17 protein-coding genes and 1 pseudogene are annotated in these 20809 nt (G+C 63.4%); 15 read left to right on the top strand and 3 right to left on the bottom strand.

The window, feature by feature from the left end:
- A complete protein-coding gene (locus ACIOVF_RS07790; protein ID WP_401288601.1) occupies positions 1-597 on the top strand; it encodes a DUF924 family protein in 597 nt (198 codons plus the stop codon).
- A 98-nt stretch (positions 598-695) separates the two neighbouring features.
- Here the strand turns inward: ACIOVF_RS07790 and ACIOVF_RS07785 are convergent, their stop codons facing one another.
- Positions 696-1484: a methyl-accepting chemotaxis protein gene (locus ACIOVF_RS07785; protein WP_371128662.1), complete on the bottom strand. Its 789-nt coding sequence runs from the start codon at positions 1482-1484 to the stop codon at positions 696-698.
- A gap of 66 nt (positions 1485-1550) precedes the next feature.
- Positions 1551-2588: pseudogene (locus ACIOVF_RS07780) on the bottom strand (cache domain-containing protein); the annotation flags it as partial.
- A 234-nt stretch (positions 2589-2822) separates the two neighbouring features.
- Between ACIOVF_RS07780 and ACIOVF_RS07775 the strand changes: the two are divergent.
- The gene (locus ACIOVF_RS07775; protein WP_010222308.1) at positions 2823-3077 is read left to right on the top strand and encodes an outer membrane protein assembly factor BamE; all 255 of its coding nucleotides are present in this window, start codon (positions 2823-2825) and stop codon (positions 3075-3077) included.
- On the top strand, positions 3074-3649 hold the full coding sequence (locus tag ACIOVF_RS07770) for a lipocalin family protein (RefSeq protein WP_045193896.1): 576 nt from the start codon (positions 3074-3076) through the stop codon (positions 3647-3649). Before ACIOVF_RS07775 ends, ACIOVF_RS07770 begins: the two co-directional genes overlap by 4 nt.
- 64 nt (positions 3650-3713) lie before the next feature.
- Here ACIOVF_RS07770 and ACIOVF_RS07765 read toward each other — a convergent pair whose 3' ends face one another.
- Positions 3714-5078 (bottom strand): formimidoylglutamate deiminase, encoded by a 1365-nt coding sequence (locus tag ACIOVF_RS07765; protein WP_401288597.1) that lies wholly within the window; start codon positions 5076-5078, stop codon positions 3714-3716.
- Positions 5079-5221: 143 nt separating this feature from the next.
- On the opposite strand from ACIOVF_RS07765, the gene hutC reads away from it, so the two are divergent.
- From hutC to ACIOVF_RS07705, 12 genes are all read left to right on the top strand, one after another.
- The gene (gene hutC / locus ACIOVF_RS07760; protein ID WP_176794301.1) at positions 5222-5932 is read left to right on the top strand and encodes a histidine utilization repressor; all 711 of its coding nucleotides are present in this window, start codon (positions 5222-5224) and stop codon (positions 5930-5932) included.
- Positions 5929-6498, top strand: coding sequence for a HutD family protein (locus ACIOVF_RS07755; protein WP_093377014.1), 570 nt, complete (start codon positions 5929-5931; stop codon positions 6496-6498). Before hutC ends, ACIOVF_RS07755 begins: the two co-directional genes overlap by 4 nt.
- 298 nt (positions 6499-6796) lie before the next feature.
- Complete coding sequence (gene hutU, locus ACIOVF_RS07750; RefSeq protein WP_045193892.1) at positions 6797-8476, top strand: urocanate hydratase; 1680 nt, start codon at positions 6797-6799, stop codon at positions 8474-8476.
- Positions 8477-8543: 67 nt separating this feature from the next.
- The gene (hutH, locus tag ACIOVF_RS07745) at positions 8544-10076 is read left to right on the top strand and encodes a histidine ammonia-lyase (RefSeq protein WP_045193891.1); all 1533 of its coding nucleotides are present in this window, start codon (positions 8544-8546) and stop codon (positions 10074-10076) included.
- Between the two features lie 112 nt (positions 10077-10188).
- Entirely contained in the window at positions 10189-11592 is a 1404-nt protein-coding gene (locus ACIOVF_RS07740; protein WP_093377005.1) for an amino acid permease, read from the top strand.
- A gap of 15 nt (positions 11593-11607) precedes the next feature.
- Positions 11608-12813 (top strand): imidazolonepropionase, encoded by a 1206-nt coding sequence (hutI, locus tag ACIOVF_RS07735; RefSeq protein ID WP_401288592.1) that lies wholly within the window; start codon positions 11608-11610, stop codon positions 12811-12813.
- A 10-nt stretch (positions 12814-12823) separates the two neighbouring features.
- Positions 12824-13627: an N-formylglutamate deformylase gene (gene hutG, locus ACIOVF_RS07730; RefSeq protein WP_401288589.1), complete on the top strand. Its 804-nt coding sequence runs from the start codon at positions 12824-12826 to the stop codon at positions 13625-13627.
- A 160-nt stretch (positions 13628-13787) separates the two neighbouring features.
- Complete coding sequence (gene pip / locus ACIOVF_RS07725; RefSeq protein ID WP_123564864.1) at positions 13788-14759, top strand: prolyl aminopeptidase; 972 nt, start codon at positions 13788-13790, stop codon at positions 14757-14759.
- Positions 14756-15193 carry a D-aminoacyl-tRNA deacylase gene (gene dtd, locus ACIOVF_RS07720; protein ID WP_045193886.1) on the top strand — a complete coding sequence of 146 codons (438 nt, stop codon included), beginning with the start codon at positions 14756-14758 and terminating at the stop codon, positions 15191-15193. Before pip ends, dtd begins: the two co-directional genes overlap by 4 nt.
- 261 nt (positions 15194-15454) lie before the next feature.
- Entirely contained in the window at positions 15455-17170 is a 1716-nt protein-coding gene (locus ACIOVF_RS07715; protein WP_093387197.1) for a glucan biosynthesis protein G, read from the top strand.
- A complete protein-coding gene (gene mdoH / locus ACIOVF_RS07710) occupies positions 17163-19736 on the top strand; it encodes a glucans biosynthesis glucosyltransferase MdoH (protein ID WP_045193885.1) in 2574 nt (857 codons plus the stop codon). The genes ACIOVF_RS07715 and mdoH overlap by 8 nt, the downstream gene beginning before the upstream one ends.
- Before the next feature lie 251 nt (positions 19737-19987).
- Positions 19988-20788, top strand: a complete 801-nt coding sequence (locus ACIOVF_RS07705) for a transporter substrate-binding domain-containing protein (RefSeq protein ID WP_176794300.1) — start codon at positions 19988-19990, stop codon at positions 20786-20788.
- The last annotated feature ends 21 nt before the right edge of the window (positions 20789-20809 follow it).

Below are 20809 nucleotides of genomic sequence, written 5' to 3'. Positions count from 1 at the left end.
ATGCTCGCACCTTGGCAGCCTTTGCTGGAGTGGTGGTTTGGCTGGGGCACCAGCCCCCAGGATGTGGCTGACGAGAAGAGCACCTTGTGGTTCGGCAAGCACCACGACGACGAAGCGCGTGAGCGCTTCGGCGAGCTGGTCGAGCAAGCGCTGGCCGGCGGCCTCGATGAGTGGCTGCAAAGCCCGCAGGGCTGGCTTGGCCTGGTGTTGCTGCTCGACCAGTTGCCGCGCATGATCCACCGCGACACGCCGCGCGCCTTCGATGGCGACCGACGTGCCCAGGTGCTGGTGATGCAGGGGCTGGACAAGGCCTGGGATTACCAGCTGCTGCCGATCCAGCGGGTGTTCGTCCTGTTGGTGCTGGAGCATGCCGAGGTACTGGACTGGCAGAACATCAGCGTCGAGCGTTACCAGTTGCTGCTCGATGCCCAGCCGGATGCCGATCGGCGCTTGTTCGAAGGGTTCCTTGACTACGCCGAGCAGCACCAGCGGGTGATTGCCCGCTTTGGCCGCTTCCCGCATCGCAATCTGTTGCTGAATCGGCCGAGTACCGATGAAGAGATGGATTTTCTGCTGGAGCCGGGCTCAAGGTTTTGAGTTGAATTCATCGCTGGCAAGCCAGCTCCCACAGAGATTTGCATTGCCTGTGGGAGCGGCGGTGCGACGACTCGACTTGCCCCGCGATCAGCTTCACATCAGATCCTGAAACTCCCCACCAACTGCTTCAAACGATTGGCCTGATTCTCCAGGTCATTGCAGGCGCGCAAGGTTGCCTGCAGGTTCTCTACCCCTTCCTGATTCAGCGTATTGATTTCGGTGATATCGACATTGATCGACTCGACCACGGCCGTCTGCTCTTCGGTGGCGGTGGCTACCGACTGGTTCATGCCGTCGATCTCGCCGATACGCAGGGTTACGCTGCCCAGCCGCTCGCCGGCCTGGTTGGCGATGCCGACGCTGTGCTGGCTGTGGCTCTGGCTTTCGGTCATGGTGCTGACCGCCACCTGGGCGCCGGCCTGCAGCTCTTCGATGATGCGCTGAACCTGCTGGGCCGAATCCTGGGTGCGGTGGGCGAGGTTGCGGACTTCGTCGGCCACCACGGCAAAGCCGCGTCCGGCCTCGCCGGCACGGGCCGCTTCGATGGCGGCGTTGAGCGCCAGCAGGTTGGTCTGCTGGGAAATGCCGCTGATCACCTCGAGAATCTGGCCGATGTTCACCGTGTTGGCATTGAGCGTCTCGATGTTGCCGCACGAGTCGCTGATTTTCGCCGACAGTTGGTTCATCACTTCGATGGTCTGCTCGACCACCTGCTGGCCCTGCGCTGCCAGGTTGCGCGCGTCGCTGGAATGTTGCGAGGCGAGGGCGGCGTTCTGGGCGATTTCCTGGGCGGCGGCGCCAAGCTGGTTGATCGCCGCAGCGACGCTGCTGGTGCGGCTCGACTGCTGGTCGGCATTGTGGATCGAGGCGTTCGAGGCACTGACCACGCGCAGCGCCACTTCGTTGACCTGGCCGGTGGCCGAGGCCACTTCGCGGATCGACTCGTGAATACGCTCGACAAAGCGGTTGAACGATTGGCCGAGGCTACCGAATTCGTCCTGGCCATGAATGCGCAGGCGCCGGGTCAGGTCGCCTTCGCCTTCGGCGATGTCGTGCATGGCCCGGCCCATCACGTGCAGCGGCTCCATCAGCACACGAATCAGCACGCCGAGCAGGGCGATGATGATCAGCACGGCAATCACCGTGGCCACCACTGCAGAAGTGCGCAGTTCGCTGAGCATGGCGAAGGCGAAATCCTGGTCGAGCTCCAGCGCCACGTACCAGTCCGCCGATGCCACGCCGTTGACCTTGGTGAAGGTGATGAACTGCTTGTGGCCGTTGAGCTCGGCTTCTTTCAGGCCGCTGCCGACCTGCGGGGTGTCTTGCGGGTAGGCGTCGCTGAGGTTCTTCAGCACCAGCTCGGCTTGCGGGTGGACGAGGATCTTGCCGGCGCCGTTGACGATGAAGGCCTGGCCGTGGCCGTCGAAGTTCAGCGCGTTGATGATCGCGCTGATGCTGTCCAGGTCGGTGTCGACGCCGTTGACGCCGATCAGCCGGCCCTGGTGCTGCACCGGGGTGGCCAGGGTGATCACCAGCTTGTTGGCCGACGCTGAAATGTACGGCTCGGTAATGATGGTCTGGCCGGCGCTGGTGGCGGCCTTGTACCAGCCGCGCACCCGCGGGTCGTAGTCGGCGGCGCGATTGCCCAGCGGCACCGACTGCATGTAGCCGTCCTGGCCACCGAAGTAGGTCAGCAAAAAATTGCTGCCGTACACCGGCAAGCTCAGGCTGCGGGTCAGGCTGTCCTTGCTGGCGCCATCGATGGCGACTTGCTGGGACAGCGACTGCAGCAGCTGCATGCGGCTTTGCAGCCAGGTCTGGATATTGCTGCTGGTCAGGCTGCCGAGCTCCTGCATCGAGGCTTCGGTGTTGCTGCGCAGGGTCTGGCGCTGTCGGTAATCGTTGAACAGGATGAAACAGGTGAAGGCGACAGCGACCACCAGGGCGGCGGCGAGCAGAATCTTGTGGCTGAACTTCAGGTTTTTTGTCATTGCGAGGTCTGTCTGCACAAGGCGGGTCAACGGGTGGGGCGCGGCAATCGGTCGCAGCGCCTTCCTGTGTCGTCCGTTATGGGCAAAAGATTAATCGCAGAACTCACCAGTCGACCAATGGCGGGGCTTTGACGCCAACAAAACCTGGGCGCTCGGGAACCGGATGAGCTTTTTCCCTTCTAAGCTGTCGGTAGGCCACCGCGCCTGCACCCTCATGTCCAGGAGTGACCCTTCATGTCGTTGCGTTCCCTCGCCCTGCTGTCCTTGTGCGTGTTCCTCACTGCGTGCAACAAGATCAACCAGGAAAACTATTCACAGCTCAAGTCCGGGATGGCCAAGGCCGAGGTCGAAAAACTGCTCGGCGCGCCGACCGATTGCTCGGGCGCCCTGGGCATGTCCAGCTGCACCTGGGGTGACGAGAAGACCTTTATCAGTGTCCAGTACGCCGGTGACAAAGTGCTGATGTATTCCGGGCAGGGCCTCAAATGAAGCGGTTGCATCTGCTGCTGGCGCTGTGCGCCGGGTTGATCCTCGGCGGCTGTGCCAGCACCGGCGCAGGCTCGCTGGAGCCCAAGACTGCCGGCAGCGTCGACCTCAAACGCTACCAGGGCAAGTGGTATGAACTGGCGCGGCTGCCGATGTTCTTCCAGCGCGACTGCGCCCAGTCCGAGGCCCATTACAACCTCAAGCCGGACGGTAATGTCGGGGTGCTCAACCGCTGCCAGACCCTGCAAGGTGAATGGCAGGAGGCCAGCGGCACGGCCACTGCGCAGGTGCCGGGCAAGACCGACAAGCTCTGGGTGGAGTTCGACAACTGGTTCTCGACCTTGCTGCCTGGGGTCGCCAAGGGCAACTACTGGATCCTTTACGTCGACGACAAGTACCAGACTGCGCTGGTCGGCAATCCGGATCGCAAGTACCTGTGGATACTTTCGCGCACCCCGACCATTCCGGCGTTGCAGCGCGAAAGCCTGCTGGCCAAGGCGCGCCAGCAGGGCTACGACACCCAGCGGCTGATCTGGCGGGTGACGGACAAGGACATGGCGGCGCACAAGCCTTGATACCCAAATCGCTGGCAAGCCAACTCCGACAGTGTAGGAGCGGGCTTGCCCCGCGATGGCGTAATCAGCCCAACAGGCTGCGCAGCACCCCGGCAAATTCCCGTGCGCTGTCTTCTTCCTGGGCATGGCGACCCTGGCGCACGACCCACTGGCCGTTGACCATCACATCGCGCACCTGACGGTCACCGCCGGCAAACAGCCAGCGGTTGAGAATGCCGTCTTCACTGGCTGTCGCCAGGTACGGGTCGTTGCCATCGAGCACCAGCCAGTCCGCGCGCTTGCCCACCGCCAGTTCGCCAATCGGCTGGCCCATGGCCTGGGCGCCGCCACTCAGGGCGGCGTCGTACAGGGTGCGCCCGACCATTGGCTGATCGCCGCGGTACAGGCGGTTACGGCGCTGGTCACGCAAACGCTGGCCATATTCCAGCCAGCGCAATTCCTCTACCACGCTCAATGACACATGGCTGTCCGAACCAATCCCCAGGCGCCCGCCGCGGGCCAGGTAATCCACGGCCGGGAAGATGCCGTCGCCCAGGTTCGCCTCGGTGGTCAGGCACAAGCCGGCGACCGCGCCGCTGCGGGCCATCAACTCGACTTCGTCGGGCTCGGCATGGGTGGCGTGCACCAGGCACCAGCGCTGATTTACTTCGGTGTTCTCGTAGAGCCACTGCAACGGCCGGCGCCCGCTCCAGGCCAGGCAGTCGTCGACTTCTTTCTGTTGCTCGGCGATATGGATGTGCACCGGACAGGCCTTGTCGCTGGCAGCCATGACCTCGGCGATCTGCTCCGGAGTCACCGCGCGCAACGAATGGAAACACAGGCCCAGGGCCTGCGCCGGCTGCTCGGCGAGCAGCGGTGCCAGGCGTGCCTGCAGGTTCAGGTACTGTTCGGTGCTGTTGATAAAGCGCCGCTGGCCTTCGTTCGGTGCTTGCCCGCCAAAGCCGGAGTGGCTGTACAGCACCGGCAACAGGGTCAGGCCGATGCCGCTGGCGCGCGCCGCAGCGCTGATGCGCAGCGACAGCTCCGCCGGGTCGGCGTAGGCCTGGCCCTGGGTGTCGTGGTGAACGTAGTGGAATTCGGCGACCGAGGTATAGCCGGCCTTGAGCATCTCGATGTACAGCTGGCGGGCAATGACCTGCAGCTGCTCAGGGCTGATCTTGCCGACCAGGCGATACATCAGCTCGCGCCAGGTCCAGAAGCTGTCATTGGGGTTGCCGGCCACTTCCGCAAGCCCGGCCATGGCGCGCTGGAAGGCGTGCGAGTGCAAGTTGGGCATGCCCGGCAGCAGCGGGCCGGCCAGGTGCTCGGCGCCTTCGGCCGAGGCGTTGGCCTCGATGCGGGTCAGCAGGCCGTCGGCGCCGACCTCGATTCGGACGTTTTCGGCCCAGCCTGTAGGCAGCAAAGCACGTTCGGCAAAGAAGACGGACATCGGCACGGCACCTCATTGTGATTATTTGTATATACATATACAGACGTTTGCCTGCTGGGTAAACTCCGGCAAGCTACCGTTCATTCAACCGAACAAGGATATCTTCCGTGCCGACACCTCCTGTCTCCGCGCTGGTTGCCCAGATGGGCGAGGGTCCGGCGCCGCTGTACGCCCGGGTCAAACAGATGATCGCCCAGCAGATCCAGAATGGCAGCTGGCCGCCGCATCACCGGGTGCCGTCCGAGAGCGAACTGGTCAACCAGTTGGGCTTCAGCCGCATGACCATCAACCGCGCCTTGCGCGAGCTCACTGCCGAAGGCTTGCTGGTGCGCATGCAGGGCGTCGGCACCTTTGTTGCCGAGCCCAAGAGCCGTTCGGCGCTGTTCGAGGTCAACAACATTGCCGACGAGATCGCCGCCCGTGGCCACGAGCACAGCTGCAAGGTGATCATCCTCGCCGAAGAGGCCGCCGGTTCCGAGCGCGCCCTGGCCCTGGACATGCGTGAAGGCCAGCGGGTGTTCCACTCGCTGATCGTGCATTACGAGAACGGCGTCGCCGTGCAGATCGAAGACCGCTTCGTTAATGCTGCGGTAGCGCCCGAATACCTCCAGCAGGACTTCACCCGGCAAACGCCCTACGCCTACCTGTCCCAAGTCGCACCCTTGACCGAGGGCGAACACGTGGTCGAGGCGATTCTTGCCGACCCGGATGAATGCCGCCTGCTGCAAATCGAACCGGGCGAGCCGTGCCTGCTGATCCGCCGCCGCACCTGGTCTGGGCGCCAGCCAGTGACTGCCGCTCGTCTGATTCATCCCGGATCCCGTCATCGCTTGGAAGGACGCTTCAGCAAATGAGCCAGTTGCAGGTATTACGCGCCAAAGACTACCCCCGCATGCCATGGAAGAACGGCGGCGGCAGCACCGAAGAGATTGCCCGCGATGCCGGCGTCGGCCTGGACGGCTTCGGCTGGCGCCTGTCGATTGCCGATATCAGCGAGTCCGGTGGCTTTTCCAGCTTTGCCGGGTATCAGCGGATCATCACCGTGCTCGAGGGTGAGGGCATGCGCCTGCAGGTCGATGGCCAGCCGACGCGGCCGTTGCTGCCGTTCGACGCCTTTGCCTTCAGCGGCCAGAGCCAGGTCAGTTGCACGCTGCTCGGTGGTGCAATTCGCGATTTCAACCTGATCTATTCTCCCGAGCGCTACAACGCGCGCCTGCAGTGGCTCGATGGCAGCCAGCGGCTGTTCAGTTCGGCCACGACCGTGCTGCTGTTTGCCGTGGCTTCCCAGGTCGAGGTGACGCTGGACAGCGGTGTGCAGCTGCTTGGGCGCTATGACTGCTTGCACCTGGAGGCGAGTCAGGGCCTGCAGACCTTGAACATTCAGGGGCGCTGCTGCCTGATCGAGCTCAGCCCGCGCTGAGTGTGTTACGCCTCGGCCGTTCAGCGCGGCCGAGGCTGTTACCGATTGACCCAAAGTGGTGCAACGCCACTGATCCCCTTGGTTCGACCGCTCATCTCCTGGAAAAAATTTTAATTCGCCACAGCCCGCGCATCGCGGGGCTCTAGCACCTGCGTTGGCGCCGGGAAAAGCGCACTGATCAGGAGTTGGCACTTCAATTGCCTATGCTTGTACATACAAGTAAAGATGTGTTTGTATAAGTGCCATGACCCACCCAATGCCTGGGTTGCTCTGGACCGATCGCTTAGGAGCCATTTCCGTGACTGACAACAACTTCAAGAAATTCCGTGACGTCGAAATCCGCGCAGCGCGCGGCAACAAGCTGACCGCCAAAAGCTGGCTGACTGAAGCACCGTTGCGCATGCTGATGAACAACCTCGACCCGGAAGTCGCCGAGAACCCGAAAGAGCTGGTGGTGTATGGCGGTATTGGCCGTGCCGCGCGTAACTGGGAGTGCTACGACAAGATCGTCGAGAGCCTGACCAACCTGAACGACGACGAAACCCTGCTGGTGCAGTCGGGCAAGCCGGTCGGCGTGTTCAAGACCCACAGCAACGCCCCACGCGTACTGATCGCCAACTCCAACCTGGTACCGCACTGGGCCAACTGGGAACACTTCAACGAACTGGATGCCAAGGGCCTGGCCATGTACGGCCAGATGACCGCCGGCAGCTGGATCTACATCGGCAGCCAGGGCATCGTCCAGGGCACCTACGAAACCTTCGTCGAAGCCGGCCGCCAGCACTACAACGGCAGCCTCAAGGGCAAGTGGGTACTGACCGCGGGCCTGGGCGGCATGGGCGGCGCCCAGCCACTGGCGGCGACCTTGGCCGGCGCCTGCTCGCTGAACATCGAATGCCAGCAGAGCCGCATCGACTTCCGCCTGAGCAGCCGTTATGTCGACGAGCAAGCCAAGGACCTGGACGACGCCCTGGCGCGCATCGCCAAATACACCGCCGAAGGCAAGGCCATCTCCATTGCCCTGCTGGGCAACGCCGCCGAAATCCTGCCTGAACTGATCAAGCGTGGCGTGCGCCCGGACATGGTCACCGACCAGACCAGCGCCCACGACCCGCTCAATGGCTACCTGCCAGCCGGCTGGACCTGGGAGCAATACCGCGACCGTGCGCAGACCGAACCGGCTGCGGTGGTCAAGGCCGCCAAGCAATCGATGGCTGTCCACGTTCAAGCCATGCTCGAGTTCCAGAAGCAGGGCGTGCCGACTTTCGACTACGGTAACAACATCCGTCAAATGGCCAAGGAAGAGGGCGTTGCCAATGCCTTCGACTTCCCGGGCTTCGTACCGGCCTACATTCGTCCGCTGTTCTGCCGTGGTATCGGCCCGTTCCGCTGGGCGGCGCTGTCGGGTAATGCCGAAGACATCTACAAGACCGACGCCAAGGTCAAGGAACTGATCCCGGACGACGACCACCTGCACAACTGGCTGGACATGGCTCGCGAGCGCATCAGCTTCCAGGGCCTGCCGGCGCGTATCTGCTGGGTCGGCCTGGGCCAGCGCGCCAAGCTGGGCCTGGCGTTCAACGAAATGGTCCGCCGCGGCGAGTTGTCGGCGCCGATCGTTATCGGCCGCGACCACCTGGACTCCGGCTCGGTATCCAGCCCCAACCGTGAAACCGAATCGATGCAGGATGGCTCCGACGCCGTCTCCGACTGGCCGCTGCTCAACGCCCTGCTCAACACCGCCAGCGGTGCGACCTGGGTGTCCCTGCACCACGGTGGTGGCGTAGGCATGGGCTTCTCCCAGCACTCGGGCATGGTCATCGTCTGCGACGGTACCGACGAAGCTGCCGAGCGGATCGCCCGGGTACTGACCAACGACCCGGCTACCGGTGTCATGCGTCACGCCGATGCCGGTTATCAGATCGCCATCGACTGCGCCAAGGAACAAGGCTTGAACCTGCCGATGATCACGCGCTGATCTGCGCTGAATGGTTGATACTGATATCTATGCAGGCGCCTACGCCTCACGAGTACGGAGCATTAACGTGACTGAATTGACCCTGAAGCCTGGCACCCTGACCCTGGCTCAGCTGCGTGCGATCTACCAGCAGCCGGTAAAACTCAAGCTGGATTCCAGCGCTGACCAGCAGATCGACGCCAGCGTCGCCTGCGTCGAGCAGATTCTCGCGGAAAACCGCACCGCCTACGGCATCAACACCGGTTTCGGCCTGCTGGCCTCGACCCGTATCGCCAGCCACGACCTGGAAAACCTCCAGCGTTCGCTGGTGCTGTCCCACGCCGCTGGCGTCGGCCAACCGATCGACGACGCCCTGGTGCGCCTGATCATGGTGCTCAAGGTCAACAGCCTGAGCCGTGGTTTCTCCGGCATCCGCCGCAAGGTGATCAACGCCCTGATCGCGCTGATCAACGCCGAAGTCTATCCACACATCCCGCTCAAGGGTTCGGTCGGCGCGTCCGGCGACCTCGCCCCGCTGGCGCACATGTCGCTGGTACTGTTGGGTGAAGGCAAGGCGCGTCACAACGGCCAATGGCTGTCGGCCACCGAAGCCCTGGCGGTTGCTGGCCTTGAGCCGCTGACCCTGGCGGCCAAAGAAGGCCTGGCACTGCTCAATGGCACTCAGGCATCCACCGCCTTTGCCCTGCGCGGCCTGTTCGAAGGTGAAGACCTGTTCGCCGCGGCCATGTCGGTCGGTGGCCTGACCGTCGAAGCCGTGCTCGGTTCGCGTTCGCCGTTCGATGCGCGCATCCACGAAGCCCGTGGCCAGCGCGGCCAGATCGATGCAGCCGCGTGCTACCGCGACCTGCTGGGTGATGGCAGCGAAGTTTCCGCCTCCCACGAGAACTGCGGCAAAGTCCAGGACCCGTACTCGCTGCGTTGCCAGCCACAGGTCATGGGCGCCTGCCTGACCCAGTTCCGCCAGGCCGCCGAAGTGCTGGTGATCGAAGCCAACGCCGTGTCCGACAACCCGCTGGTATTTGCCGCCGAAGGCGACGTGATTTCCGGTGGTAACTTCCACGCGGAGCCGGTGGCCATGGCCGCCGACAACATGGCCCTGGCCATCGCCGAAATCGGTTCGCTGAGCGAGCGCCGCATCTCGCTGATGATGGACAAGCACATGTCCCAGCTGCCGCCGTTCCTGGTTGCCAATGGCGGGGTCAACTCCGGCTTCATGATCGCCCAGGTTACCGCCGCGGCCCTGGCCAGCGAGAACAAAGCCTTGGCGCACCCGCACAGTGTTGACAGCCTGCCAACGTCTGCCAACCAGGAAGACCACGTGTCGATGGCCCCGGCTGCCGGCAAGCGCCTGTGGGAAATGAGCGACAACGTGCGCGGTATCCTTGCCATCGAATGGCTGGCTGCCTGCCAGGGCCTGGACCTGCGCGAAGGCCTGAAGACCTCGCCGAAGCTGGAACAGGCGCGTCAAACCCTGCGCAGCAAGGTTGCCTACTACGACAAAGACCGCTTCTTCGCCCCGGACATCGAGGCGGCCATCGCCCTGCTGGCCGAAGGGCGCCTGACCGGCCTGCTGCCGGCCAAGGTCCTGCCTAGCCTGTAATTGCTCCCGGGGCCCTTCGCGGGGCAAGCCCGCTCCCTCATTTGGGGCGGGCTTGCGCCGGGATTGGCGCGCCCGTTCATTCTCACGACCAGAACAAGAATAAGGACGTGACATGCAAGAAGCTCAAGGACTCAAGCGCGGGCTGACCGCGCGACACATTCGTTTCATGGCGCTGGGCTCGGCGATCGGTACCGGGCTGTTCTACGGCTCCGCCTCGGCCATCCAGATGGCCGGCCCTGCAGTACTGCTGGCCTACCTGATCGGTGGTGCAGCGGTCTTCATGGTCATGCGCGCGCTGGGCGAAATGGCCGTGCACAACCCGGTGTCCGGCTCCTTCGGCCACTACGCCAGTACCTACCTGGGGCCGATGTCGGGGTTTATCCTCGGCTGGACCTATGCCTTTGAAATGATCATCGTCTGCCTCGCCGACGTCACCGCCTTCGGCATCTATATGGGCTTCTGGTTTCCGGAAGTGGCGCGCTGGATCTGGGTGCTGGGCATCGTCTTCCTGATCGGCGGCCTGAACCTGTGCAACGTCAAGGTGTTCGGCGAGATGGAATTCTGGCTGTCGCTGCTCAAGGTCGGCGCCATCGTCGCGATGATCCTCGCCGGTTTCGGCATCATGGCCTTCGGCCTGAGCAATGCCGCTGCCGATAACGCCGTGGGCATCAGCAACCTGTTCGAGCATGGCGGCTTCATGCCCAACGGCATTGGTGGCCTGATCGCCTCGTTTGCCGTGGTGATGTTTGCCTTTGGCGGTATCGAAATCATCGGTATCACCGCCGGTGAAGCCAAGGACCCGCAGCGCGTTATCCCCAAGGCAATCAACGCCGTGCCGATGCGCATCCTGCTGTTCTATGTGCTGACCCTGTTCGTATTGATGTGCCTGTACCCATGGCCGCAGATCGGCAGCCAGGGCAGCCCATTCGTGCAGATCTTCAGTAACCTGGGGATTGGCTCGGCGGCGACCGTGCTGAACATCGTGGTGATTTCCGCCGCGGTCTCGGCGATCAACAGCGACATCTTCGGCGCCGGGCGCATGATGTACGGCCTGGCCCAGCAAGGTCAGGCGCCCAAAGGCTTTGCCAAGATCTCCCGGCATGGCGTGCCATGGATGACCGTGCTGGTCATGGGCGCAGCGTTGCTCGGCGGTGTGGTACTCAACTACCTGATCCCGGAAAACGTGTTCCTGCTGATTGCCTCGATCGCCACCTTTGCGACCGTCTGGGTGTGGCTGATGATTCTGGTAACCCAGGTTGCCATGCGCCGCAGCATGAGCCGTGAAGAAGTTGCCCAGCTGAAATTCCCGGTACCGTTCTGGCCTTATGGCCCGGCGGCAGCGATTGCCTTCATGCTGTTCGTCTTTGGCGTACTCGGGTACTTCCCTGATACTCAAGCCGCGCTGCTGGTCGGCGTGGTCTGGGTATTGTTCCTGGTGGTGGCCTACAAGCTCTGGTGCAAGCCGCAGGTGGTTGCCGCCGAGCAGCCGCTGGTGCAGGAACCTTCTCAACTCTGATCAAGGAGACTCTGGATGAAAACCCTCTGGCAGCATTGCCATGTGGCAAGCATGGCGCAAGGTACTTACTCGATCATCGAGGATGCGGCGATTGTCACCAGCGCCGGCCATATCGAATGGATCGGGCCGCGCCAGCAGCTGCCGGCCCTGGTCGCTGACAGAACCGTGGACCTGGGCGGCGCCTGGGTCACTCCGGGGTTGATCGACTGCCACACCCACGCGGTGTTTGGCGGCAACCGCAGCGGCGAGTTCGAGCAGCGCCTGCAAGGCGTCAGCTATGCCGAGATCGCCGCCCAGGGCGGCGGCATCGCCAGTACCGTGCGGGCGACCCGCGCGGCCAGCGAAGACGAGCTGTTCGCCAGTGCCCGCCAGCGCGTGCAAGCGCTGATGCATGATGGCGTCACCACCCTGGAGATCAAGTCCGGCTACGGCCTTGACCTGGCCAGCGAGCGCAAGCTGCTCAAGGTTATCCGCCGCCTTGGCGAGGAGCTGCCGCTCACCGTGCGCAGCACCTGCCTGGCAGCCCACGCCTTGCCACCGGAATACAAGGATCGGGCTGACGATTACATCAGCCATATCTGTGACGAAATGCTCCCGGCCCTGGCGGCCGAGGGTTTGGTGGATGCAGTGGATGCCTTCTGCGAGTACCTGGCGTTCTCTCCGGCCCAGGTCGAGCGGGTGTTCATCAAGGCTCGCGAACTGGGCCTGCCGGTCAAGCTGCATGCCGAGCAACTGTCGTCGCTTGCAGGCTCCAGCCTGGCGGCACGCTACCAGGCGCTGTCGGCCGATCACCTGGAATTCATGACCGAAGACGACGCCATCGCCATGGCGGCGGCCGGGACCGTAGCGGTGTTGCTGCCCGGTGCGTTCTACTTCCTGCGCGAAACCCAGTTGCCACCGATGGACGCGCTGCGCAAGCATGGGGTGAAAATTGCCATTGCCAGCGACCTCAACCCCGGCACTTCGCCGGCGCTGTCGCTGCGGCTAATGCTGAACATGGCCTGTACCTTGTTCCGCATGACCCCGGAAGAAGCCCTGGCCGGTGTCACCCTGCATGCGGCAACCGCCCTCGGCCTGGGCGACAGCCACGGTTCGCTGGAAGCGGGCAAGGTTGCCGACTTTGTCGCCTGGCAGATCGAACGACCGGCCGACCTGGCCTACTGGCTCGGCGGTGACCTGCCCAAGCGGGTGGTGCGCCTGGGCCATGAAATTTCCAATTGAGAGAGGGCGTATGGACAAGGTACTGAAATTTCACCAGGGCACGCTGCCGCTGCTGATCAGCATGCCCCACGCCGGTTTGAAGCTGACCCCAGCGGTGCAGGACGGCCTGGTCGGGCAGGCGCAAAGCTTGCCGGACACCGACTGGCACATTCCGCAGCTATATGAGTTTGCCCAAGGCCTGGGCGTGAGCGTGGTCGCCGCCGAGTACTCGCGTTTCGTCATCGACCTGAACCGCCCGGACGACGACAAGCCGCTGTACGTTGGCGCCGCCACCGGCCTGTACCCGGCCACGCTGTTTGAGGGCGAGCCGTTGTTCAAGGACGGCCAGGCGCCGTCGGCACAGGAGCGGGCGGGGTACCTGGAAGCCATCTGGCGGCCCTACCACGACACCATTCGCAGCGAGCTGGCGCGCCTGCGCGAGCAGTTCGGCTATGCCTTGCTGTGGGATGCCCACTCGATTCGTTCACACATCCCGCACCTGTTCGACGGCAAGCTGCCGGACTTCAACCTCGGCACCTTCAATGGCGCCAGTTGTGATCCGCAACTGGCCGAACGGCTGCAAGGTGTTTGTGCAAAATTTGAGCAGTACAGTCACGTGCTCAATGGCCGCTTCAAGGGTGGGCATATCACCCGCCACTATGGCGACCCGGCCAACAACATTCATGCGGTGCAGCTGGAGCTGGCGCAGAGCACCTACATGGAAGAGGTCGAGCCGTTCAAGTACCGCGAGGACCTGGCGGCGCCGACCCAGGTGGTGTTGAAGCAGTTGCTCCAGACCTTGCTGGCGTGGGGCAAGGAGCGCTATTCGCGCTGATTGCGCGGCGCCTGCATCGCGGGGCAAGCCCGCTCCCACAGTTCTCGTTGGAGCGGGCTTGCCCCGCGATGAGGCCCCAAAGCCATCACAGGTACATGCTCAAAGCGCAATTCAGGTTTATGATGCCCAACGGCAGAATAATTCCCACACGGAGTGCGTAATGCAGACCTTGTACCCGCAGATCAAACCCTACGCCCGGCACGATCTGGCCGTGGAAGCACCGCATGTGCTGTATGTCGATGAAAGCGGTTCGCCGGAAGGTCTGCCGGTGGTGTTCATCCATGGTGGCCCGGGTGCCGGCTGCGATGCCCAGAGCCGCTGCTACTTCGACCCCAACCTGTACCGCATCATTACCTTCGACCAGCGCGGCTGCGGCCGTTCGACCCCGCATGCCAGCCTGGAAAACAACACCACCTGGCACCTGGTCGAAGACCTGGAGCGCATTCGCAAGCACCTGGGTATCGAAAAGTGGGTACTGTTCGGCGGCTCCTGGGGCTCGACCCTGGCCCTGGCCTACGCCCAGACCCACCCCGAGCGCGTGCATGGGCTGATTTTGCGTGGCATCTTCCTGTGCCGCCCGCAAGAGATCGAGTGGTTCTACCAGGCCGGCGCCAGCCGCCTGTTCCCCGATTACTGGCAGGACTACATCGCGCCGATTCCGGCCGAAGAGCGCGGCGACCTGGTCAAGGCTTTCCACAAGCGCCTCACCGGCAACGACCAGATCGCCCAGATGCACGCAGCCAAGGCCTGGTCGACCTGGGAAGGGCGCACCGCGACCCTGCGGCCCAACCCGCTGGTGGTCGATCGCTTCTCCGAGCCACAGCGCGCGCTGTCGATCGCCCGGATTGAATGCCACTACTTCACCAACAATGCCTTCCTTGAACCGGACCAGCTGATCCGCGACATGCCGAAGATCGCCCACCTGCCGGCGGTGATCGTGCATGGTCGCTACGACGTGATCTGCCCGCTGGACAACGCTTGGGAGCTGCACCAGGCCTGGCCGAACAGTGAGCTTAAGGTGATTCGCGACGCTGGCCACGCGGCCTCGGAGCCCGGCATCACCGACGCCCTGGTGCGCGCCGCCGACCAGATGGCCCGGCGCCTGCTCGACCTGCCCCTGGAAGAAGCATGAAGGGCTTGCTGCAACGCGTGCGTGGCGCGCGGGTGGATGTCGAGGGCAAAACCGTTGGCGCGATCGACCAGGGCCTGCTGGTGCTGGTCGCGGTCGAGCCCGGCGATACCCGCGGCCATGCCGACAAGCTGCTGCACAAGCTGCTCAACTACCGGGTGTTCAGCGACCCACAGGGCAAGATGAACCTGTCGCTCAAGGATATCGGCGGCGGCCTGCTGCTGGTGTCGCAGTTCACCCTGGCCGCCGATACCCAGAGCGGCCTGCGCCCGAGCTTTTCGACGGCTGCGCCGCCAGCGCTAGGGGCCGAGCTTTTCGACTATTTGCTGGCCCAGGCGCAGGCGCAACATGCGACGGTTGCCAGTGGTCAGTTCGGTGCTGACATGCAAGTGCACCTGGTCAATGATGGCCCCGTAACATTTATGTTACAAATCTGATGGCAAAAAACCCCTGTTTGCGGGAAAACAAGGGGTTTTGTAGCATAAATAGTTTGATCAGCCTGATGCGTTGTAACGCAGCCTGCTGGATAATCGCGCGCCATGTGGGCCTGCGTTCGTGGGTTCGTTTCACTCTGACTTGAGACTGTCCGGAACCGTTTGGGGAATCATTGCGCCCTTTCGGAGTCCGAACAGTGCTCGCCAACCTGGCATATGTCGCTGGCCGTTGGTTTTATGATCTGTTTTCGGCGAGGGTTGCTCGTGATTGTAAGTCCCTGTAATGCACCAAGAACTCCTGGCAATCGGCTGCGCACGGCGCTGTTGGCAGGCGCAACGCTGGTAAGCCTGCTCGGCGCAGGCCAGCTCTGGGCGTTCAACCTTGACGATGTCGCGGCCAAGGCGAAGGATCTTGCCGGACAAAAGTACGAAGCGCCGAAAAGCAATCTGCCGGCGGTGTTCCGTGACATGAAGTACGCGGACTACCAGAAAATCCGCTTCCTCAACGAAAAAGCCGAGTGGGCCAAGGACAAGACGCCGTTCAAGCTGTCCTTCTACCACCAGGGCATGCATTTCGACACACCGGTCAAGATCAACGAAATCACCACCAAGGCGGTGAAAGAGATCAAGTACGACCCGAGTCGTTTCGATTTCGGCGACCTGCAGTTCGACGCCAAGGCCACCGAGCAACTGGGTTACGCCGGTTTCCGCGTGCTTTACCCGATCAACAAGGCCGACAAGCAGGATGAAATCATGACCCTGCTGGGCGCCAGCTATTTCCGCGTGGTCGGCAAGGGCCATGTGTATGGCCTGTCGGCTCGTGGCCTGGCGATCGATACCGCGCTGCCATCGGGCGAAGAATTCCCGCGCTTCACCGAGTTCTGGGTCGAGCGCCCGAAACCTGCCGACAAACAACTGGTGATCTACGCGCTGCTCGATTCGCCGCGTTCCACCGGTGCCTACCGCCTAACCCTGCGTCCGGGCAGCGACACCATTGTCGACGTGCAGTCCAAGGTGTTCCTGCGTGACCACGTCAGCCGCCTGGGCATCGCCCCGCTGACCAGCATGTTCCTGTTCGGCGGCAACCAGCCGTCCAAAGTACTCAACTACCGTCCGGCCCTGCACGACTCCGAAGGCCTGTCGATCCATGCCGGCAATGGCGAGTGGCTGTGGCGCCCGCTGAACAACCCGAAACACCTGGCCGTGAGCAACTTCAGCGTCGAGAACCCGCGTGGTTTCGGCCTGCTGCAACGCCAGCGCGAGTTCAGCCAGTTCGAAGACCTCGACGACAACTACCAGAAGCGTCCAAGCGCCTGGATCGAGCCGGTCGGTGACTGGGGCAAGGGTACCGTCGATCTGGTCGAGATCCCGACTGCCGACGAAACCAACGACAACATCGTGGCCTTCTGGAGCCCGGAGAAACTGCCGGAGCCAGGCACCCCGTTCGAATACGCCTACCGCCTGCACTGGACCATCGACGAGTCCAACCTGCATTCGCCGAACCTGGGCTGGGTCAAGCAGACCCTGCGCTCGACCGGTGACGTCAAGCAGTCCAACCTGATCCGTCAGCCCGATGGCAGCGTGGCCTTCCTGGTCGACTTCGAAGGCCCGGTATTGGCTAAACTGCCGGAAGACACCGCCGTGCGCAGCCAGGTCAGCGTTGGCGACAATGCCGAAGTGGTCGAGAACAACCTGCGCTACAACCCGGACATCAAGGGCTGGCGCCTGACCCTGCGGTTGAAGATCAAGGATCCGGGCAAGTCCGTGGAAATGCGCGCCGCCCTGCTGCGTGACGTTCCGGTCGAGCCGGCCAAGCCTGCCAAACCAAGCAAGCAGGACAAAGCCGCGGCCAAACACGCCAAGGCCGACAAGCCTGCCGAGCAACCTGCCGCCGACGCGGCCTCCACCACCGGGGCACCGGCCACCACCGAACAGGTGCTGACCGAGACCTGGAGCTATCAGTTGCCTGCCGATGAGTAATGCCCATACCCGGCCAGAATCGCTCAGCGAATACCTGGCCCACCTGCCCCTGAGCGACGAGCAGCGCGCGGAACTCGCCCGCTGCTCCTCGTTCAGCGAGCTGCATCAACGCCTGTCTGCCCAGCCGGGCGCCGACGCTGCCGAGGCCGTCCAGGCCTCGGTGGGCGAGCGCCTGCACGTGACCTGCGCCGAAGAGCTGCAAGACGCCGAGATGCTCGCGGTGGACGGCAGCGGCCGGGTGTGCCTGAAGGCCACGCCGCCGATCCGGCGCACCCGGGTCATCCCCGAGCCGTGGCGGACCAACATCCTGATCCGCGCCTGGCGCCGCCTGACCGGCCGCACCAACGCCCCGGCCCCGGAAAAACGCGAGCTGCCCAAGGCACGCTGGCGCTGGGTCGGTTCGATGCGCCGCTACATCCTGCTGGCGCTGATGCTCGGCCAGACCATCGTCGCCGGTTGGTACATGAAGGGCATCCTGCCGTACCAGGGCTGGTCGTTCGTCGACCTCGACGAGGTCATGCACCAGCCGCTGCTGCAAACCGCCACGCAAGTCTGGCCGTATGCCCTGCAGACCAGCATCCTGATTCTCTTCGGGATCCTCTTCTGCTGGGTCTCGGCGGGTTTCTGGACCGCGCTGATGGGCTTCCTTGAGCTGCTCACCGGGCGGGACAAATACCGCATCTCCGGCAGCAGTGCCGGCAATGAGCCGATCGAGGCCGGTGCCCGCACCGCGATCGTCATGCCGATCTGCAACGAAGACGTGCCACGGGTGTTCGCCGGCCTGCGGGCGACCTTCGAGTCGGTGGCCGCCACCGGTGACCTCGACCGTTTCGACTTCTTCGTGCTCAGCGACACCAACGACACCGACATCGCCGTGGCCGAGCAACAGGCCTGGCTGGAAGTCTGCCGCGAGTCCAAGGGTTTCGGGCGGATCTTCTACCGTCGCCGACGTCGCCGGGTCAAACGCAAGAGCGGCAACCTCGACGACTTCTGCCGGCGCTGGGGCGGCGACTACCGCTACATGGTCGTGCTCGATGCCGACAGCGTAATGAGCGGCGAATGCCTGACCAGCCTGGTGCGCCTGATGGAGGCCAACCCGGACGCCGGGATCATCCAGACCGCGCCGAAAGCCTCGGGCATGGACACCCTGTATGCGCGCATGCAGCAGTTCGCCACCCGCGTCTACGGCCCGCTGTTCACCGCCGGCCTGCACTTCTGGCAGCTCGGCGAGTCGCACTATTGGGGCCACAACGCGATCATCCGCATGAAGCCCTTCATCGAGCACTGCGCCCTGGCGCCATTGCCGGGCAAGGGTGCCTTTGCCGGTGCGATCCTCTCCCACGACTTCGTTGAAGCGGCGCTGATGCGTCGTGCCGGCTGGGGCGTGTGGATTGCCTACGACCTGCCGGGCAGCTATGAAGAACTGCCGCCGAACCTGCTCGATGAGCTCAAGCGCGACCGACGCTGGTGTCACGGCAACCTGATGAACTTCCGCCTGTTCCTGGTCAAGGGCATGCACCCTGTACACCGTGCGGTGTTCCTCACCGGGGTGATGTCGTACCTGTCGGCGCCGTTGTGGTTCTTCTTCCTGGTGTTGTCGACCGCGTTGCTGGCGACCAACACCCTGATGGAGCCGCAGTACTTCCTCGAACCGCGCCAGCTCTACCCGTTGTGGCCGCAGTGGCACCCGGAGAAAGCCATCGCGCTGTTCTCCACCACCATCGTGCTGTTGTTCCTGCCCAAGCTGCTCAGCGTCATCCTGATCTGGGCCAAGGGCGCGAAAGAGTTCGGCGGGCGCTTCAAGGTCACCGTGTCGATGCTGCTGGAGATGCTCTTCTCCATGCTCCTGGCGCCGGTGCGGATGATTTTCCACACCCGCTTCGTGCTCGCCGCGTTCCTCGGTTGGGCCGCGACCTGGAACTCGCCGCAGCGTGACGACGACTCCACCCCGTGGAGCGAAGCGGTACGCCGCCATGGTCCGCAAACCCTGCTGGGCGTGGCCTGGGCACTGCTGGTGGCCTGGCTCAACCCGAGCTTTTTGTGGTGGCTGGTGCCGATCGTCGGTTCGCTGATGCTGTCGATCCCGGTCTCGGTGATCTCCAGCCGCGTGCACCTGGGCCTGCGTGCCAAGGACGAAAGCCTGTTCCTGATTCCAGAGGAATACGCCACGCCGCAGGAGCTGCTGGCCACCGACCAGTACACCCACGAGAACCGCTGGCATGCCATGCACGACGGTTTCGTACGTGCCGTGGTCGATCCGCAGCAGAACGCCCTGGCTTGTGCCCTGGCCACTGCTCGCCACGGTGTCGCGGCGCCGATCGAGGCACTGCGTGCCGAGCGTATCGCCAAAGCCCTGGAGGTCGGCCCGAACGGCCTGGACGGCAACACCCGCCTGGCCCTGCTCAGCGACCCGGTCGCCCTGGCGCGCCTGCACACAGCAGTCTGGGATGGGCAGAATGAGGCCTGGCTGGGCGTCTGGCGCCAGTCGATCGCCAACGATCCGCACTCGCCGCTGCTGCCGTTGCATCCAGAGCCTGCGGCGCAGCCTTCGATGGCCAGCGCCTGATCGTCTGACAGGCTCAAGCAATCGCCGGCAACGCCGGCTCTCACAGGGTTGTATGCACAACTGACCTTGGGGGAGCCGGTATTGCCGGCGATGCTTTTTCTGGTATCAATGCGTAACAAAGTCATCTTCGGCTATATGTACCGTGCCGTTCATGCGTTAGCATCCCACCCCGAATATCTCGCACCCGTCGCTGTCGGACGGTTCGCGCCAAAAATAAAATTCGAGCTTTCCTGCTAGGGGATCTGGTGATGATTAAGAAGTATCTGTCGATGCTGCTGGTCGGCGTCACGGCGCTGGTTGCGGTAAGTGCCGCGCAGGCGGCTGGTGCCATCGATGACGCGGTCAAGCGCGGCACCCTGCGTGTCGGCATGGACCCTACCTACATGCCGTTCCAGATGACCAACAAGCGCGGCGAGATCATCGGCTTCGAGGTCGATATCCTCAAGGCCATGGCCAAGTCCATGGGCGTCAAGCTGGAGATGGTTTCCACCGCCTACGACGGCATCATCCCGGCGCTGATGACCGACAAGTTCGACATGATCGGCAGCGGCATGACCCTGACCCAGGAACGCAACCTCAAGCTGAACTTCAGCGAACCCTTCATCGTGGTCGGCCAGACCCTGCTGATCCGCAAGGAACTGGCAGACGAGATCAAGTCCTACAAAGACCTGAACAACGACAAGTACCGCCTGACCTCCAAGCTCGGCACCACCGGCGAAATGGTCGCCAAGAAGCTGATCGGCAAAGCCAAGTACCACGGCTATGACAACGAGCAGGAAGCGGTGATGGACGTGGTCAACGGCAAGGCCGACGCCTTCGTCTATGACGCGCCGTACAACGTCGTGGCGGTGAACAAGGCTGGCGCTGGCAAGCTGCTGTTCCTCGACAAGCCGTTCACCTTCGAACCGCTGGCCTTCGGCCTGAAGAAGGGCGACTACGACAGCCTCAACTTCATCAACAACTTCCTGCACCAGATCAAGCACGACGGTACCTACGATCGAATCCACGACAAGTGGTTCAAGGACACCGCCTGGCTCAAGGACATGGAATAAGGCCAAGGCCCCACGCCTGGC

It is taken from the genome of Pseudomonas sp. NPDC087612 (assembly GCF_044743505.1).
GTDB lineage: Bacteria > Pseudomonadota > Gammaproteobacteria > Pseudomonadales > Pseudomonadaceae > Aquipseudomonas.
The sequence above is the reverse complement of the archived record's forward strand: the minus strand, read 5'-3'. Positions and strand labels throughout refer to the sequence as shown.